General features: G+C 32.1%; 21 protein-coding genes. All 21 read left to right on the top strand.

The window, feature by feature from the left end; genetic code table 11:
• Positions 1-273 precede the first annotated feature (273 nt).
• The 21 genes from ABD011_RS05580 (at position 274) to ABD011_RS05480 (ending at position 16343) form a co-directional block, all read left to right on the top strand.
• The gene (locus tag ABD011_RS05580; RefSeq protein WP_131505846.1) at positions 274-1677 is read left to right on the top strand and encodes an anthranilate synthase component I family protein; all 1404 of its coding nucleotides are present in this window, start codon (positions 274-276) and stop codon (positions 1675-1677) included.
• A gap of 2 nt (positions 1678-1679) precedes the next feature.
• Positions 1680-2246, top strand: a complete 567-nt coding sequence (locus tag ABD011_RS05575) for an anthranilate synthase component II (protein WP_343796474.1) — start codon at positions 1680-1682, stop codon at positions 2244-2246.
• Between the two features lie 91 nt (positions 2247-2337).
• Positions 2338-3330 (top strand): anthranilate phosphoribosyltransferase, encoded by a 993-nt coding sequence (gene trpD, locus ABD011_RS05570; protein ID WP_343796472.1) that lies wholly within the window; start codon positions 2338-2340, stop codon positions 3328-3330.
• A complete protein-coding gene (gene trpC, locus ABD011_RS05565; protein WP_343796470.1) occupies positions 3330-4115 on the top strand; it encodes an indole-3-glycerol phosphate synthase TrpC in 786 nt (261 codons plus the stop codon). The genes trpD and trpC overlap by 1 nt, the downstream gene beginning before the upstream one ends.
• Positions 4112-4762 carry a phosphoribosylanthranilate isomerase gene (locus tag ABD011_RS05560; protein WP_343796468.1) on the top strand — a complete coding sequence of 217 codons (651 nt, stop codon included), beginning with the start codon at positions 4112-4114 and terminating at the stop codon, positions 4760-4762. Before trpC ends, ABD011_RS05560 begins: the two co-directional genes overlap by 4 nt.
• A 32-nt stretch (positions 4763-4794) precedes the next feature.
• Positions 4795-5976, top strand: coding sequence for a tryptophan synthase subunit beta (trpB, locus tag ABD011_RS05555; protein ID WP_343796466.1), 1182 nt, complete (start codon positions 4795-4797; stop codon positions 5974-5976).
• 2 nt (positions 5977-5978) lie between these two features.
• Entirely contained in the window at positions 5979-6743 is a 765-nt protein-coding gene (gene trpA / locus ABD011_RS05550) for a tryptophan synthase subunit alpha (protein ID WP_343796464.1), read from the top strand.
• Positions 6744-6818: 75 nt separating this feature from the next.
• Positions 6819-6962, top strand: coding sequence for a hypothetical protein (locus ABD011_RS05545; protein WP_165353649.1), 144 nt, complete (start codon positions 6819-6821; stop codon positions 6960-6962).
• Positions 6963-7053: 91 nt separating this feature from the next.
• On the top strand, positions 7054-7509 hold the full coding sequence (locus ABD011_RS05540; RefSeq protein WP_343796460.1) for a tRNA (cytidine(34)-2'-O)-methyltransferase: 456 nt from the start codon (positions 7054-7056) through the stop codon (positions 7507-7509).
• Between the two features lie 193 nt (positions 7510-7702).
• On the top strand, positions 7703-8077 hold the full coding sequence (locus tag ABD011_RS05535) for a hypothetical protein (RefSeq protein ID WP_343796458.1): 375 nt from the start codon (positions 7703-7705) through the stop codon (positions 8075-8077).
• Between the two features lie 4 nt (positions 8078-8081).
• Positions 8082-8444, top strand: coding sequence for a hypothetical protein (locus ABD011_RS05530; RefSeq protein WP_343796456.1), 363 nt, complete (start codon positions 8082-8084; stop codon positions 8442-8444).
• Positions 8445-8684: 240 nt separating this feature from the next.
• Complete coding sequence (locus ABD011_RS05525; protein WP_343796454.1) at positions 8685-9941, top strand: alpha/beta hydrolase-fold protein; 1257 nt, start codon at positions 8685-8687, stop codon at positions 9939-9941.
• Positions 9942-10161: 220 nt separating this feature from the next.
• The gene (locus ABD011_RS05520; RefSeq protein WP_343796452.1) at positions 10162-10719 is read left to right on the top strand and encodes a hypothetical protein; all 558 of its coding nucleotides are present in this window, start codon (positions 10162-10164) and stop codon (positions 10717-10719) included.
• Between the two features lie 172 nt (positions 10720-10891).
• Entirely contained in the window at positions 10892-11329 is a 438-nt protein-coding gene (locus ABD011_RS05515; RefSeq protein WP_129759146.1) for a hypothetical protein, read from the top strand.
• A gap of 40 nt (positions 11330-11369) precedes the next feature.
• A complete protein-coding gene (locus ABD011_RS05510; protein WP_131505854.1) occupies positions 11370-11759 on the top strand; it encodes a VOC family protein in 390 nt (129 codons plus the stop codon).
• A 207-nt stretch (positions 11760-11966) separates the two neighbouring features.
• Entirely contained in the window at positions 11967-13796 is a 1830-nt protein-coding gene (locus tag ABD011_RS05505; RefSeq protein ID WP_343796449.1) for a hypothetical protein, read from the top strand.
• Positions 13797-13943: 147 nt separating this feature from the next.
• Positions 13944-14414 carry a hypothetical protein gene (locus ABD011_RS05500; RefSeq protein WP_343796447.1) on the top strand — a complete coding sequence of 157 codons (471 nt, stop codon included), beginning with the start codon at positions 13944-13946 and terminating at the stop codon, positions 14412-14414.
• Between the two features lie 129 nt (positions 14415-14543).
• On the top strand, positions 14544-15023 hold the full coding sequence (locus ABD011_RS05495; RefSeq protein WP_343796444.1) for a hypothetical protein: 480 nt from the start codon (positions 14544-14546) through the stop codon (positions 15021-15023).
• Positions 15024-15155: 132 nt separating this feature from the next.
• The gene (locus ABD011_RS05490) at positions 15156-15407 is read left to right on the top strand and encodes a hypothetical protein (protein WP_343796442.1); all 252 of its coding nucleotides are present in this window, start codon (positions 15156-15158) and stop codon (positions 15405-15407) included.
• Between the two features lie 71 nt (positions 15408-15478).
• Positions 15479-15895: a c-type cytochrome gene (locus ABD011_RS05485; protein WP_343796439.1), complete on the top strand. Its 417-nt coding sequence runs from the start codon at positions 15479-15481 to the stop codon at positions 15893-15895.
• A gap of 10 nt (positions 15896-15905) precedes the next feature.
• On the top strand, positions 15906-16343 hold the full coding sequence (locus ABD011_RS05480; protein ID WP_343796437.1) for a c-type cytochrome: 438 nt from the start codon (positions 15906-15908) through the stop codon (positions 16341-16343).
• Positions 16344-16366 lie beyond the last annotated feature (23 nt).

Genomic DNA, 16366 nt, shown 5'->3' with positions numbered 1-16366 from the left:
CACTGAAAAACCTTTAATCTTTAACAAAACTTTATAGGCCTTAATTTAAATTAAAATGCTCCCACACAAATATTTCTACAAATAATTTGAAAAAATAATTTTCATTTCTATATTTGACCCAACAAACAAAAACATGAATACAATTTTAAATAATACTTGGTGGTGGATGTCTCGAAACTCAATTTTCGTGAACTAACCCTATTAGTATATTTAAAACTAAAAATATCAAAAAGGCTTGTCATTCACGACAAGCCTTTTTTAATTTATTTACCAATGAAAACCTTTAGCCTTTACACACATTATAAAAAAATTCTTGCCGATACAATTACTCCTGTTAGCATCTACCTTAAAGTACGCGACAAGTTCCCCAACAGTATTTTACTTGAAAGTAGCGACTACCATGCAAACGATAATAGTTTTTCATACATCTGCTGTAACCCAATTGCTTCTATTGAAGTAAAAAATGAAACCATTACCGAACAGTTTCCTGATGGCAGCAGCATTATCAACAAGATAAAAGATGATGTTAATGTCACTGAAAAAATTCACAAATTCACACAGCGTTTTAAAGTAGATTCTGATAAGGAATTTAAGTTTATCAACAATGGCATTTTTGGATATATGGCTTATGATGCTGTACGCTACTTTGAAGATATTAAAATTTCAAAAAAAGAAGACCATCTGGACATTCCAGATATTTACTATGCTGTGTATCAAAATATCATTGCTATTAACCACCATAAAAACGTAGCCTATATTTTTGCACATTGTTTTGATACCGAAAACAATATTGACGATATTCATCAGCTTATAAAATCTAAAAACTTTGCCGTTTTTAATTTTTCAACTGATGGTGAAACTAAATCAAACCTTACTGACAATGAGTACAAAGAGCATGTAGAACTTGCAAAAAAACATTGTGCTAGAGGTGATGTGTTTCAATTAGTACTTTCAAAAAAATTCTCTCAAAATTTTAAAGGTGACGAGTTTAATGTATACAGAGCCTTACGTAGCATCAATCCTTCTCCTTACCTATTTTACTTTGATTATGGTGATTTTAAAATCTTCGGAAGTTCGCCAGAAGCACAATTGATTGTAAACAATGGAAAAGCTGAAATTCACCCAATAGCAGGCACTTTTAAACGCACAGGAAGCGATGAAAAAGATGCTGAACTAGCTAAGCAACTTTCTGAAGACATCAAAGAAAACTCAGAACATGTTATGCTCGTAGATTTAGCGCGTAACGATTTGAGTAGACACGGAAACAATGTAAAGGTTGACACCTACAGAGAGGTTCAGTTTTTCTCTCATGTTATTCATTTGGTAAGTAAAGTTTCTGGTAACAAACACGACAAAACCACAACTATGCAAGTGGTAGCTGACACTTTTCCTGCAGGAACTTTAAGTGGAGCTCCAAAACATAAAGCAATGCAACTTATTGAAACATACGAAAAAACAAGTCGCGACTTTTATGGTGGAGCCATTGGGTTTATGGATTTTGAAGGCAACTTTAATCATGCCATTATGATTAGGACTTTTTTAAGTAAAAACCATACACTGCATTGGCAAGCAGGAGCAGGATTGGTCTCAAAATCAAATCCTGAAAATGAATTACAAGAAGTATATAACAAATTAGGCGCACTTACAAGAGCCATTGAACTTGCTGAAAATTTATAGCCATGAAAAGAATATTAGTTATTGATAATTACGACAGTTTTACTTACAACCTTGTGCATTATCTTGAGGATTTAGATTGTGAAGTGACTGTAAAACGTAACGACCAACTAGAGTTGGATTTCGTAAAAGCGTTTGACAAAATTGTATTATCTCCAGGTCCTGGAATTCCTGATGAAGCTGGTTTATTAAAACCTATTATTGAAACCTATTCTGCATCAAAAAGCATTCTAGGTGTTTGCTTGGGTCAACAAGCCATAGGTGAAGTTTTTGGAGGCAAACTCATCAATCTTAAAAGTGTATACCATGGCGTTTCTACTCAGGTAAATATTACTGCAGATGATGAAATTCTTTTTAAAAATATGGACAAAACCATTGCTGTTGGTCGCTACCACTCTTGGGTTGTAGATGAAAAGCTTCCTGATGTTTTAGAAGCCACATCTTTTGATGACAACGGACAAGTGATGTCTTTAAGACACAAAGTGTATGATGTAAGAGGTGTTCAGTTTCATCCAGAATCTGTTTTAACACCTAACGGAAAACAAATGCTAGAAAACTGGGTTAAAAGTTAATATTGCCGTTTTTCTATTAATTCATCATCTATTAAAAATTAAAACTATAAAATCCTGAACGCATTGACATTTCAGGACAGAATATCCAAATATGAAAACCATTTTAAACCGATTAATAAACCAAGAAAGCATTTCTACCGAAGAAGCTAAAAATGTTTTGGTTAACATTTCTAAAGGAGAGTACAACCAAAGTCAGATTGCCTCTTTTTTAACTGTATATATGATGCGAAGTATTACAACCCAAGAGTTAATGGGCTTTAGAGATGCGCTTTTAGACCTTTGTATTCCTGTAGATTTAAATGACTTTAACGCTATTGATTTATGCGGAACAGGTGGTGACGGAAAAGACACATTTAACATTTCCACTCTAGCATCGTTTGTTACTGCAGGAGCTGGAGTTCACGTTTCAAAACATGGTAACTATGGTGTATCTTCGGCTTGCGGCTCTTCAAATGTACTTGAGTTTTTAGGTGTAAAATTTAGTAACGATATCGACTTTTTAAAAACCTGTTTAGATAAAGCTGGTATTTGTGTGCTTCATGCACCATTATTTCATCCTGCAATGAAACACGTTGCTCCAATACGACGCGAACTTGGTGTAAAAACATTTTTTAATATGCTTGGACCAATGGTAAATCCGTCGTTTCCAAAAAACCAAATGGTTGGTGTATTTAGTTTGGAGCTTTTGAGACAATACAGTTATTTGTACCAAAACACTGATAAAAATTATAGCATTGTACATGCTTTAGATGGTTATGACGAAATTTCTTTAACAGGAGCATCAAAACTGTCAAGCAACAAAGGAGATGTTGTTGTTAACCCAAAAGATTTTGGAGTTGAAAAATTGCATCAAGATGCAATACATGGTGGTGATTCTGTAAAAACATCGGCAAAAATATTCACCCATGTACTTCTTGGTCAAGGTACTGAAGCCCAAAACAATGTGGTTTGCGCCAATGCAGCTATTGCTATTTCAACAGTAAAAAACAACACCATTCAAGAGGCGTTTAGCGAAGCTAAAGAGTCACTTATGAGTGGTAAAGCAAAGAAAAGTTTTGACAAATTAGTAGAACTGAGCAAGTAATGAATATACTCGATAAAATAGTATTTGACAAACGTAAAGAGGTTGATTTAAAAAAAGCCTTGATAAGTACACAACAACTGGAAAGCTCACAACTGTTTAACAAAGCAACGGTTTCGTTATCCGAAAAACTAAAAAACAGCTCTTCAGGTATTATTGCTGAACACAAACGTCGCTCACCTTCAAAATCAATTATCAACAATGGTTTAAATGTTCAAGACGTCGCAACTGGTTATGAAAATGCTGGTGTTTGCGGAATGTCTGTACTAACCGATGGAAAATATTTTGGTGGTTCTCTTGACGATTTAATAGTGGCTAGAGCTAGCTGCAACCTGCCACTTTTAAGAAAAGAGTTTATTATTGACGAATATCAAATTATTGAAGCTAAATCTTATGGTGCAGATGTAATTTTACTTATTGCTGCCATTTTAACCCAAGAAGAGATTAAACAATTTTCTCAATTAGCAAAAAACCTAAACTTAGATGTACTGTTAGAAGTTCATAATGAAGATGAATTGCAAAAATCTATAATGCCTAGTCTTGATATGATAGGTGTAAATAACCGCAACCTTAAGACTTTTGAAGTTAGTTTAGACACTAGTAAAACTCTTAGCACTAAAATCCCTGACGAATTTGTAAAAGTTTCAGAAAGTGGTATAAGCGACATCCAGTCTATACAAACACTTAAAACGTATGGTTATCAAGGGTTTTTAATTGGCGAAAACTTTATGAAAACTAATAACCCTGGAGCAAACGCTAAAGAATTTATTAAAACATTGGAAGCATGAAACTCAAAATATGCGGAATGAAATATCAAGATAACATTACTCAAGTTGCCAACTTACAACCTGACTATCTTGGTTTTATTTTCTATAAACAATCCAAAAGATATTTTGATGGTAACATCCCAGAACTTCCAAAAGCAATAAAAAAAGTAGGTGTTTTTGTAGATGCTGAAATAGATTATATTTTATCAAAAGTAAAAACACATAAGCTTAATGCTATACAGCTTCATGGAAATGAATCTTCTGATTTTTGCAATGAAATTAAATATCAGTTCGAGCGCAGTAGAGAACCAAATGACAATCCTATTGAAATCATTAAAGTATTTTCAATAAAAGACGAATTTAATTTTGACGTTTTAAAACCCTACGAAGCAGTTTGCAATTACTTTCTTTTTGATACTAAAGGGCAATTACCAGGAGGTAATGGTTACACCTTTAACTGGGAAGTATTAAGCAATTATCCATCGCAGAAACCGTATTTTTTAAGTGGTGGTATTGGTTTAAACGAAACCGAAGATATTAAATCCTTCCTGCGAAGTCCAAAATCTAAATACTGCTATGCGCTTGATGTTAATAGCAAGTTCGAGATAGAAGCAGGCTTAAAAAATTTAGAAGAACTAGCAACATTTAAAACTGATTTGTCATTCTGAGCTCGACACAGCATGACCAAAAAAAAACAACTATGAGTTATAATGTAAACGAAAAAGGCTATTACGGAGAATTTGGAGGCGCATTCATACCTGAGATGCTATATCCAAATGTAGAAGAGTTACGACAAAACTATCTTAAAGTAATGAACGAACCCGATTTTAAAGCAGAGTTCAATCAGCTTTTAAAAGACTACGTTGGTCGTCCTTCTCCACTCTATTTTGCTAAGCGACTTTCAGAAAAATACAATACTAAAATTTACCTCAAACGCGAAGACCTTAACCATACAGGAGCACATAAAATCAATAATACTATTGGTCAAATTCTTATGGCAAAACGCCTTGGCAAAACCCGAATTATTGCCGAAACTGGAGCAGGACAACATGGTGTTGCAACAGCAACGGTTTGCGCATTAATGGGATTAGAATGTATTGTTTACATGGGAGAAATTGATATTGCTCGACAAGCGCCTAATGTTGCCAGAATGAAAATGCTTGGTGCTACAGTTGTTCCTGCAACTTCAGGAAGCAAAACCTTAAAAGACGCTACAAATGAAGCCATAAGAGACTGGATTAGCAATCCTGTAAATACGCACTATATTATTGGTAGTGTGGTTGGTCCGCATCCTTATCCTGATATGGTAGCAAGATTTCAAAGTGTGGTTTCAGAGGAAATAAAATCGCAACTAAAAACACACGAAGGAACTGAAACACCTGACCATGTTATTGCTTGTGTTGGTGGTGGCAGTAATGCTGCTGGTGCTTATTATCATTTTTTAGATGATGAAAATGTGAATCTTATAGCAGTTGAAGCTGCTGGTCATGGTGTAAATTCTGGCGAAAGTGCAGCAACTTCAGTATTAGGAAAGATGGGAATTATACATGGAAGCAAAACCCTACTTATGCAAACTAACGATGGTCAAATTACTGAGCCTTATTCTATTTCGGCAGGACTAGATTATCCTGGAGTTGGACCAATGCATGCACATTTGTATGCTTCAGGTCGTGCTGAGTTTATTGCCATAACAGACGATCAAGCAATGAATGCAGGTTTAGAACTTTGTAAGCTGGAAGGCATTATTCCTGCTATTGAAAGCTCTCACGCTTTGGCTGTTTTTGAACAAAAAACCTTTAAACCTGATGCTATTGTTGTTGTGAGTTTGTCTGGTCGTGGTGACAAAGATTTAGAAACCTATATTAAGCATTTTAATTTATAATGATGAATAGAATTCAACATAAACTAAACGAAGACAAAAAGTTACTATCCATATATTTTACAGCAGGATATCCAAGCCTTAACGATACAGTTTCTATTATTGAATCGCTTGAAAACAGTGGTGTAGATATGATTGAAATTGGTTTACCGTTTAGCGATCCTTTAGCTGATGGACCAACCATACAAGCAAGTTCTACCCAAGCGTTAAAAAACGGAATGACTACCGAAATACTTTTTAATCAGTTAAAAGATATTAGAAAAACGGTTTCTATTCCACTAATTATTATGGGTTATTTCAATCCAATGCTTCAATATGGCGTGGAAAACTTCTGTAAGAAATGTCATGAAATTGGCATTGATGGATTAATTATTCCAGATCTTCCTGTGGATGTTTATCATGAAGAATATCAAGCTACTTTTGAAAAATACGGACTAACAAACGTGTTTTTAATCACACCTCAAACTAGTGATGAACGCATTCATTATATCGATTCGGTTTCTAATGGATTTATTTATATGGTTAGTAGCGCAAGTACAACAGGAGCAAAAACAGGATTTGGCGAGGAGCAATTAAACTATTTTAAACGCATAAATGATATGACTCTAAATAACCCTCAAATTGTTGGGTTTGGAATAAGTAATAGTGAAACATTTACGCAAGCAACCACTTATGCTAAAGGTGCTATTATTGGTAGTGCGTTTATAAAGCATTTAAACCAAAACAGCATTAGTACAATTCCAAACTTTACAAAATCTATAATTATCTGATTTTAAGATAATTTTAATAGAATTTTGGCTTCAATTTCTTATATTAATGATGAACGATAAAACATCAAATGAATAATGGGAATTATTGAAGACAAAAGAAAATTTAAACCAAAGAAAAAACAAAGCAATCCGTTAAATCCAACTGGCGATGTTAACCAAAACACCAACCAGTTTGATATTGATGAAAGCACTATAAAGAAACAACAAAACAAAAACTAATTGTTGTAGTTTTTTATAAAAAGTACAAATAGCCTATTCGATTAAGAATAGGTTATTTTATATTTATACAGTTCAAAAAAAAATCATTTTAATGTCTTTAAATATTGTTCTTATAGAACCTGAAATTCCAAACAACACAGGTAATATTGGTAGGTTAGCATTAGCTACTGGCTCTACATTGCACTTGGTAAAACCTTTTGGTTTTGAAATAGATGACAGTCGATTAAAACGTGCAGGATTAGACTACTGGCAACACTTGGATATTGTTTATTATGACGATATTGACGATTTTTTCACTAAAAACAAAACTGCAAATATGGTGTATTTGTCTAGTCATGGCAAGCAACAGCATTGGGACATTCCTTTTAAAGACGACTTGTTTTTGGTTTTTGGAAAAGAGTCGGTTGGACTCCCTAAACACATCACCCAAAACAATGAAGACTCACTATTTAAAATTCCATTGTATAGCAAGCACATACGTAGTTTAAACCTAGCCAATGCGGTAAGCGTAGTGGTTTACGAAGGCTTAAGACAATTAGGCTCTTAAAAAATACACTTGCTGTTTTTATCCTAAATTGATATAAAAATAATAATACGATTTTTGCACCAAATTAGGAAACAACTCAACTAAAACTAGTAACATTAGTACTATTTAGGATATAAATAATAGGTTTTTATATATTTAGCTATTATAAACTAGTTGTGTGTAATTTGAGAAAACCGAACTGAATGGACATTTAATGGGACTATTTGACTTTCTAAAAAAGAAAAAAATACCGATTGACTTCTCGGATATAAATGTTTCGGAACTGACTTTGAAATCGGATTTACTCGGACAAATTCTAATTGATAACGGACTTGGATTTTATGTGGACCATTTATCTCAAATTCGACTCGCTGCTGACAATAAAGATGAATCGGAATTTAAAAGACTTGTGATTAGCCGAGAATTATTTGGTGGAGCTGGAGCACTTTGGGAAATTCACATTGAAAATCCGACTGAATATAAAAAATTTAACAAGCAATTTACTGAATATGTTGATTTACTTACTCAAATGGGAATCAAAAACGGACGAGTAAAACAAATTCGGAAAACAATGCCAAAACTGAACTGAATTAATGACTGAAATTATTTTAACTCGTGACAGTGTTCACATTAGCGACGATATTGATGCACCTCACACAAAATCAATCACTTTAAAAGAATTAACTGTTGAGCAACTTTACAGAGAAATAAAGAGAAAAGAATATTTACCCAGATTTAGTGGTATTCAAACTTGGGGAATTATAGGATATAGTCCAATTTCAGTTATTGCTCATCAATGGAGTGAATTGAGACCTATAATGAATTGTGATATGATTTTGGAAATGGAATTAAAAAGAACGAATAACAAATTACATTTATCTTGTTTTGGAGGAATCGAACCAGAAAAAGTTTTAAAAGTATTAGAAAATTATAATAATGTTCGCTCTGAATTTTAAAAATAAAAACTACACACAACAAAGATGGCTATAAATAATTGCTGGTTCTCGTCTACTTCTGAATCCTAAAGCGTCGGAACCTGTAGGTTTCCTATTCGGTTTTTATTTGCTAAATTACATCCTAAATCAAGTAACTAATCTTACACAAACACGTTAGCCTTTATTACTAACAACAAATAATCAAAGTAAACATTTAGTTTAGCGTATGTATTTATTAGCATTTAAATTCAAACCAAAATAATGAAGTATTACCTCTACTTATTAGTATTTATTGCATCTCCTTTAATAGTAAATCAAGGTGCAATTGCACAAACAGCTGAGTCCCAAACAGCGCAATTTCAAAACCGAATAGTAGATTCCATATTTTCTAAAACTTTAGGAGAATGCCGTGACTTTTGGGTAAGATTACCAGATAATTTTCAGCCAGATAGTGATGAAAAATATGCTGTTATTTATTTAATGGACGGATTTTCACTAGAAAGCACTTTAGAAACTGTTTATGGTAATTATTGGGGACATTACCTCCCACACATGATACTTGTTGGGATTTCTAATCGCAAAAACCGAACAAGAGATTTAACTACTTCACAAATAAAAATGAGACGTGGTAGCGCATTTGATCGTGAAACTGGAGGCGCAGAAACCTTTACTAAATTTATTGAAAAGGAACTCATACCATATATTGATAGTAAGTATCCAACCATTCCTTATCGTACCTTAATTGGGCATTCTTATGCTGGTTTGTTTACCATAAATATGTTGGTTAATCATAAGCATCTCTTTCAAAATTATATAGCTATAGATCCAAGTTTGGATTGGGACGACCAAAAATTATTGAAGGAAGCAAAAGCAAAATTGAGTACCGAAAGTTATGAAGGCAAATCTCTCTTTGTGTCTTTAGCAGCAGAGCAGCTACATATGTGGAATGAAGACATAACAATGGAGAATATTATGGATGACTCTTCAGAGTTTACTTTGTTTGCGCGTTCAATCATTGAGTTTTCAAATTATGCTAAATCTCAAAAACAGAATGGATTAAATTTTTCATGGAAGTTTTATAATGAAGATTTACATGGTACAGTTCCGTTACCATCTATAAGAGATGGGTTGATTTTTCTTTTTGAATGGTATCAGTTTAAATCTCCTCAAAAATATAATAATCCGGAAACACCAATAGAAGAATTGGTTTCGCTATTGAAGGAGCAGGAACAAATCTACACTGAACATTTTGGTGTTCCTACTGCACCTATGATAGACGAAATGCTAAATGGCTATGGCTACATGAATATGCAAATGGGTCAACCTAAGAAGGCATTAATGTTTTTTGAAATGAATATTAAATACAATCCAACAAGTGCAAATGCTTATGATTCGATGGCTGAGTATTATGAATCTCAAAATGACAAAGAGAATGCATTAAAATACTTAAAAAAGGCTTATGAAATAAGTGGTGACGATTACTATAAAGAAAGAATTGAAGCTCTAAATAAAAAATAACCAAAGACTAACAATATATATAAGCTATACAAATCAGGAAACGGTTTAGACACCAACCGCTTACATAATTTAATGCTAGTCTTCAGCCTGCTATTTCTAAATTTCGAAAAGACTAGACTCACAGATTTTCTATTCAGCTTGTATTTCTAAATTAGTTGCTTAAACATGCAACTACTCATAGTCACTAAATTTGACCGCTAATTAAAAAACCGAACGATAAATGGAACAAATAAAAATATTATTCTTTGCATTGGCTTCTTTTTTTGGAATTGAAGATGGTAGAATAGCTTCTGAAAAAACCACCATAACTATATACCCTCAAAATAAAGAAATTGAAATTATCCAAGAAGGATTATTTACAGTTATACAGACAAAAAAGGATAGTACACTAGTACTGGAACAGTGGAATAAAATTCTTGATGTGAAAAGAAAAAACACAGCTTGGTCAAAAGAATTAAATAATTTTCCTGTTAAAAGCTTTAATTTAAAAACTATCAACAATGTAATCCAACCACATTTAACACTCAATTATATTAAAGAAAAAGATTTAGAAGCATTAGGAATTTGGTATAGTGAAGAAAAAAATGAATTTTCAATTAACAATATTCCTCGGGATAATATTAAGACTGGTGACGGAAAATTAAAAGGAAACTATTGGGTTTTCAATGCAAAAAATACAATTACTTTTACCATTGAGCCATTTCTTCAAATGCCAGAGGACTATAAAAAACTAAGAAGACCTTTAAAAGAGTTATTGCAAACTGAAAACAAACACTAAAGCAGTAGCTCACAATGACCTTTAATAACTACTTGCTTGCCTATCCGCAAATAGATTCTCGTCTACCCTAAATTTCGAAACGACTAGACTCACAGATTTTCTATTCGGTTTATATTTACTAAATTACATAACTCTCATAGCCAAACCATTGTAAAACATTTAGAAAGACCTTATGAAAAAAAGAAAAATTATTGCATTATCACTTTTGATTGTTGGGATTTCTTTAAGTGTTGCTTTTATATCAAAAATTGAATTTCCTCAAGGATTAGAAGCGTATTTTAAAAGAGAATACTATAACCAATTTGGTCCTTTGGCTATTAGTGTTGAGCTTTTAGCTGCGAGTTATTACCTTTTTATAGGACATAAAAAGACAAACTTTACTTTAGCCCTTTTTGGGTTTACTGCTTTGCTAGACCCTATTTTTAATCTAATAGGTCTTTTCAATAGCATAGTACCTTTATACGGAACAATAATTTTATCAATTTGTGCGCTGCTGTGTTTATGGCTTGCATTTGCAAACACATTTAAATTAAAACCTTTATCTAATTTAACTGCAATATTAAGTGTTGTTCTTGGTGTTTTTGTTGAATTATTCTTTAATTACCTATAATAAACATTTACTAACAACTTAATGAAGAATTAATAAGATAATGACACACACCTTTTCATTTAATCATATAGCGCTTTCAGTAAAAGATGTAGACGAGTCTGTTCAGTTTTACCAAAACGTGCTTCAACTTAAAGAAATTGAAAATACGGCTTCTAATTCTGAAACGAGATGGCTATCATTAAATGAAGGCAAACAGCTTCATCTTATTCCTCGTCCAAATTCAGAAATAAAAATAAATAAAGCTGTACATTTTGCTTTATCTACATCTAATTTAGACGCCTTAATTGATAATCTAAAGAACTTAAAAATTGAATTTTTTGATTGGAAAGACAATCCGAATACAATTTATGTACGAAAAGATGGAATCAAACAGATTTACTTTAAAGACCCAAATGGATATTGGATAGAAATTAATAATGATGTTAAATAACAAATACAATATTTTTTGCTCATAAAATTTCCATCAAAATTCGACGTGTTTTTGCTATCTTTTTACCGATAATGAAAAACCCTTCGAATTTTTCCGCAACGAAATCATAGCCAAAACCGTTGTAGGTAATAAAAATAAAATACGTCAACTGTCGTATTTTTTTATAGTTCATTTTGAAATAACATTGTAGCTGTAACTTACAGCTAGATGAAAAATTTCAACACCAAACTATCTTTACTACTTATAGTCATTACATTAACTACCTATTCAGGTTTTGCCCAACATGTTGACTGGATTCATGCGCCTAAAAACCCTATACCTAGAGGAAGCAGTTTGCAATATCAAAATTTAAAAGGTACTGTTTTTCAAGAAAGCATATCAGAATACTATACCAAAGATGGGCAATGGTTTCCTTATAATGTTGAATTTGAAATACGTCGTGATGACCAAGGGAGGGTTGTTTACTTTAAAGATAGATATAGCACCTATCAATATGTATATGATAACAAAGGCAAACTACTTGAAGAAAAAGAAGATAACAACCCAAGCAGAGCCTTTGAATACGATTCAAAAAATAGAGTGATAAAAACCACGTATACCAATCCTAAACATAGTATTAGTACTATAACATACTCTTATACACAAGATGGCACCAAGTGTACCGTAAACGAAATAAGTACAAACAAGGATGGAGAAATTATAGTACGAGAAATACGCTACGAAAATGGCCTCGTAGTATATGCACACACCCAAGGATTTCCTGCCACTATATACACGTATGAGTTTGATGCGCAAGGTAATTGGATAGTTCGCACAATACTAGATGCCGAAACCAAACAACCGCTTCGAAATAAATTTGATGGTAAAGTAGCACCTCCATCTACCAGAAGCATTATTTACCATAACGAATATGAAAAGGGTTTACAAGCTCTAACGGTACAAATGACAGACCTTACCAACGGAGTTGTTGCCAATGCACGCCTTGTTCCGATAGTTTTTATTAATGGAAAAGAGTTTAAGAAAATGCTGTTTTCAAGATTTATAAATGATTTTGTGTTTTACGATCCACTTTCAAAAACCTATTACATTGCTCGCAATGCCTATCTTGGCACATACAAAAAAGACCAGAAAATTCCGGTAGAAATACTAAGTACAGGTGCCGAAAATGTACTCTTGTTTAACGGTCTTAAAGTAAAAGCTCTAGAACGAGGTGACGAAGGCGAATTAAAAGACTGGAACTTTATAAACTACACCAAAGGTCTTGGCGCTTTTGTAGGCACAAATAAAACCGCAAATAAGGCCTATGCTTTTTTAAATATGCCTACGGTTACCAACGAAAAAGTAGTCGCTGTTCCTGGTACAGCGATTAACGATTTGTGGTATATTCCAGCAGAAGATAAAAAGAACGTATACCTTTTTGAAAATGGCGAGTATGTACGTGGTAAATACGCTATGGTTGGCACTTTAGGTAACACCACATCGCTTAACTTAGTGGTTTCGATAGATGGTGCTACAACCTATGTATTTCCAGAGTATGATAAGGCTCTAGAAAAGCATGTTTACAAAGCGCGTTTGTTTAACCCTTCTACCGATGTACTAAAAAGCACTACTACTACCAATAGCACACCAACCACCTCCAATACAACAAGTACTACAACTGCTAGCAACACTACTAACGACACCAGTAAAACCAATACTACAAAAATAACTTACCCTAAAAAAGACTATAGCAACTATGGGTTAACCTCTTTTGCTCAAGGTTATCTTGAAGCCTACAGTGTTGACCCTACTGCTGCCGCACAACACATTACCGATTTGGGTGTAGTGTTAAAAAATCACTATCCTGAAGACACTAAACTATTTCCTAAATTTTTAGCTGTTTTAGAAGAAATCTACTATGTAGATAATTTTATTGCTTATGAAACTTTAATAAATACCAACAAAAGTCTTTTTGACTATTGTATGGCTAATATGAAAAACCCTATTAAACAGCATTTGGTTAGAATTGCTAAAATGAAATTAAAACAAAATAATTAGCAATAAGATATACTATTTAAAACTCCATTGTAAAGTAACTTGGTTATATACCCACAAAAAACAACTAGATAAAACCCTATTATTTAAAATATAACTAATAGGTTTTTATATATTTAGCTATTATAAACTAGTTGTAAAACATTTACAATGAGAACTAAAATACTTTGTTTACTAATCATTTTTCCTTTTATAGCTTATTCTCAAAAACTTGAAAGAACTGATTTGATTGGAAATTGGAAATTTATCTACGGAGAAAAAAACACTAAAATTAAAAATGATTCTTTAAGTAAAAAAATGACTGCAAAATATGGAATTGAAATAATTGTTTCTGACGAAAAAATTAATCGTTCTGATATTGAAATAACAAGTGGGTGGTACAAGGATGGAGATTTAATATCCGACTATTGGAAAGTTTCTGAAAATGGTATTTTAGTTTATAGACCTGTTCCAAAAGACAAACTTGATTATTATAAAAAATATACTGTTGGAGTGATTGAACAGTTAGATAATGATAAATATTATTTTGCAGGACCGATTCTAATAAATATTATTTCTTTAAAAGACAAAGAACTAGTTATCGTGGACAATATTTATAATTTACATTACGAGCTAAATTAATTAATTCAAAAGAAATTTGAACTAAAAAAATCGCAAATAAAAGCCAGTCAACAACAATGCTTAACCGAAAACTAACACATATTAACCCATAACTGACGGTTATACGAGATTGTTATAATACATTTAGAAATGAAAACTATTGACTTTTCAAATATTGGACTAAAAAACTCACTTGATGTTTATAAAAAACTTGAAAGAGATAGAGAAAACTTGAAAGAGGCTTTGATTCAACAAAAGCAGAATTTATTATATGATTATATAATAAATCTATATACTTACGGATATCACATAAAAGATTGGTTAAAAAAAGAGGATTATATTGGTGTTGAAGAATTTATTAATAATAATCCTGAATTAAGAGTTTGTGCCGATTTATGTAATGGTTCTAAACACAAGATATTAACTTCCATTCGATCGAGTGAAGACCCAGTCCAAAGTGTTGATGCCTCTACAATAACTTCAGATAGCGTATCTTATACTGCTGACTCTACTGTACCAGTCAATAGTCAAACTTTCAACATTAGGCTTGAATCAGGTAAAAATTATGAAATAATGTATTTTGCGAATAAAATTGTTGAGCTATGGAATAAATTTATTTTTCAGAATTAAGAATAAAAATCAAGAAAAAGGAAAAATATTAAAACAACGTGCATAACTCATTACAGCTGTCTCTAAACTTCTATATTAATCTTAATTACAACCTTTAATTAACACAAGACAGTATTTATATTCTACAAACTAATGAACAAGAGAAACTTTAAAATAGTAAGGCATTACATAATTGGTATAATATGTATGATTTGCTATTTCTTATTAGAGAACTCTGACCTAATACCTGAACTTGTTGAGTATTCTAAAAGAGGTCGCTACAAAGGGTTTGCAACCTTTTTTATTACAGGGTTATTCAAGTATGGCTTATTAGTTATTGGAGTAAGTATTATTTTAATTATGACTTTTTTACTGATTAGAAAAAGAATCTCTAAAGACAATTAAATCACAGTAAATTCAAGCTAAAACAAATAGTTTTTCGTAACTTTAAACAACTATAATTTAAATCAAATTCCATGAAAGATTTGATCAATCAAATTTTGAAAATTTCAAGTGGACTTTTGATGTTAACAATTGTAATTTCTTTTTTCTTATACAGTTTTAGCATACCAAAAACTGCTGGTTGCGGAACTAAAACCCCTCAATTAATTTGTGGAACTGTTTCACTAAAATTAACTGAAAATGCGCAAATTGGAAAACAAATTTTTAATGCAAATTGTGCAGCTTGCCATACACTAAACAGAAATATGACTGGACCTGCATTAGCAAAAACAGACTCTACTTTACTCTGGAATTGGATGACCTTAAACAAACAAAAAATTGATAGTTCTAAAATAAGAGAATTAGGAGTTGATTATCACAGAAGCTTTTGGGCCAACTCAATAACTCAAACAGAATTAATTGGACTTTATGAATATATAAATGCTGATTGAATTATAATAAATGAACAATCCCAGAAAACTAATACTTAAAATTATAACTGCATCATGTGTCGTTTTAGCTTTATCTATTGGTGTTTTCATTTTTGTAATTAAAAAGAATGGAATTACTGAATTTGATTCCATAATTAATGATGATAAACAAGCAGTGGTTAAAATAAAACAAACTTCACCTGAGTTTAAACTAGGCGAATCTATATTCATGCAGGATTGCAAAAAATGTCACGTCTCAAAAGAAATGAATCACAACTATATTGAGGGAGTCGTTGAAAATGTTGGAATTAGTTATTTAAAATTATATTTAACCAAGCAAGACTCTTTGCTAAAAGCAAAAGACAAGTATGCTTTAGAATTAAAAGAAATGTGGGGAAACAATGGAACAATACATAAATTTAATTATACTGAAGACGAACTAGATGTACTGATAGAATATTTAAAATAATGCTCTTTTAGACTGGTAAAAAG

This window comes from Gaetbulibacter jejuensis (genome assembly GCF_039524015.1).
Classification (GTDB): Bacteria; Bacteroidota; Bacteroidia; order Flavobacteriales; family Flavobacteriaceae; genus Gaetbulibacter_B; species Gaetbulibacter_B jejuensis.
This window is presented reverse-complemented; position numbering and strand designations above follow the sequence as displayed.

Excerpts from the sequence above, each read along its gene's own strand:
- ABD011_RS05580 (WP_131505846.1), top strand. The coding sequence starts at position 274 with ATGAAAACCTTTAGCCTTTACACACATTATAAAAAAATTCTTGCCGAT.
- ABD011_RS05575 (WP_343796474.1), top strand. The coding sequence starts at position 1,680 with ATGAAAAGAATATTAGTTATTGATAATTACGACAGTTTTACTTACAAC.
- trpD (WP_343796472.1), top strand. The coding sequence starts at position 2,338 with ATGAAAACCATTTTAAACCGATTAATAAACCAAGAAAGCATTTCTACC.
- trpC (WP_343796470.1), top strand. The coding sequence starts at position 3,330 with ATGAATATACTCGATAAAATAGTATTTGACAAACGTAAAGAGGTTGAT.
- ABD011_RS05560 (WP_343796468.1), top strand. The coding sequence starts at position 4,112 with ATGAAACTCAAAATATGCGGAATGAAATATCAAGATAACATTACTCAA.
- trpB (WP_343796466.1), top strand. The coding sequence starts at position 4,795 with ATGAGTTATAATGTAAACGAAAAAGGCTATTACGGAGAATTTGGAGGC.
- trpA (WP_343796464.1), top strand. The coding sequence starts at position 5,979 with ATGAATAGAATTCAACATAAACTAAACGAAGACAAAAAGTTACTATCC.
- ABD011_RS05545 (WP_165353649.1), top strand. The coding sequence starts at position 6,819 with ATGGGAATTATTGAAGACAAAAGAAAATTTAAACCAAAGAAAAAACAA.
- ABD011_RS05540 (WP_343796460.1), top strand. The coding sequence starts at position 7,054 with ATGTCTTTAAATATTGTTCTTATAGAACCTGAAATTCCAAACAACACA.
- ABD011_RS05535 (WP_343796458.1), top strand. The coding sequence starts at position 7,703 with ATGGGACTATTTGACTTTCTAAAAAAGAAAAAAATACCGATTGACTTC.
- ABD011_RS05530 (WP_343796456.1), top strand. The coding sequence starts at position 8,082 with ATGACTGAAATTATTTTAACTCGTGACAGTGTTCACATTAGCGACGAT.
- ABD011_RS05525 (WP_343796454.1), top strand. The coding sequence starts at position 8,685 with ATGAAGTATTACCTCTACTTATTAGTATTTATTGCATCTCCTTTAATA.
- ABD011_RS05520 (WP_343796452.1), top strand. The coding sequence starts at position 10,162 with ATGGAACAAATAAAAATATTATTCTTTGCATTGGCTTCTTTTTTTGGA.
- ABD011_RS05515 (WP_129759146.1), top strand. The coding sequence starts at position 10,892 with ATGAAAAAAAGAAAAATTATTGCATTATCACTTTTGATTGTTGGGATT.
- ABD011_RS05510 (WP_131505854.1), top strand. The coding sequence starts at position 11,370 with ATGACACACACCTTTTCATTTAATCATATAGCGCTTTCAGTAAAAGAT.
- ABD011_RS05505 (WP_343796449.1), top strand. The coding sequence starts at position 11,967 with ATGAAAAATTTCAACACCAAACTATCTTTACTACTTATAGTCATTACA.
- ABD011_RS05500 (WP_343796447.1), top strand. The coding sequence starts at position 13,944 with ATGAGAACTAAAATACTTTGTTTACTAATCATTTTTCCTTTTATAGCT.
- ABD011_RS05495 (WP_343796444.1), top strand. The coding sequence starts at position 14,544 with ATGAAAACTATTGACTTTTCAAATATTGGACTAAAAAACTCACTTGAT.
- ABD011_RS05490 (WP_343796442.1), top strand. The coding sequence starts at position 15,156 with ATGAACAAGAGAAACTTTAAAATAGTAAGGCATTACATAATTGGTATA.
- ABD011_RS05485 (WP_343796439.1), top strand. The coding sequence starts at position 15,479 with ATGAAAGATTTGATCAATCAAATTTTGAAAATTTCAAGTGGACTTTTG.
- ABD011_RS05480 (WP_343796437.1), top strand. The coding sequence starts at position 15,906 with ATGAACAATCCCAGAAAACTAATACTTAAAATTATAACTGCATCATGT.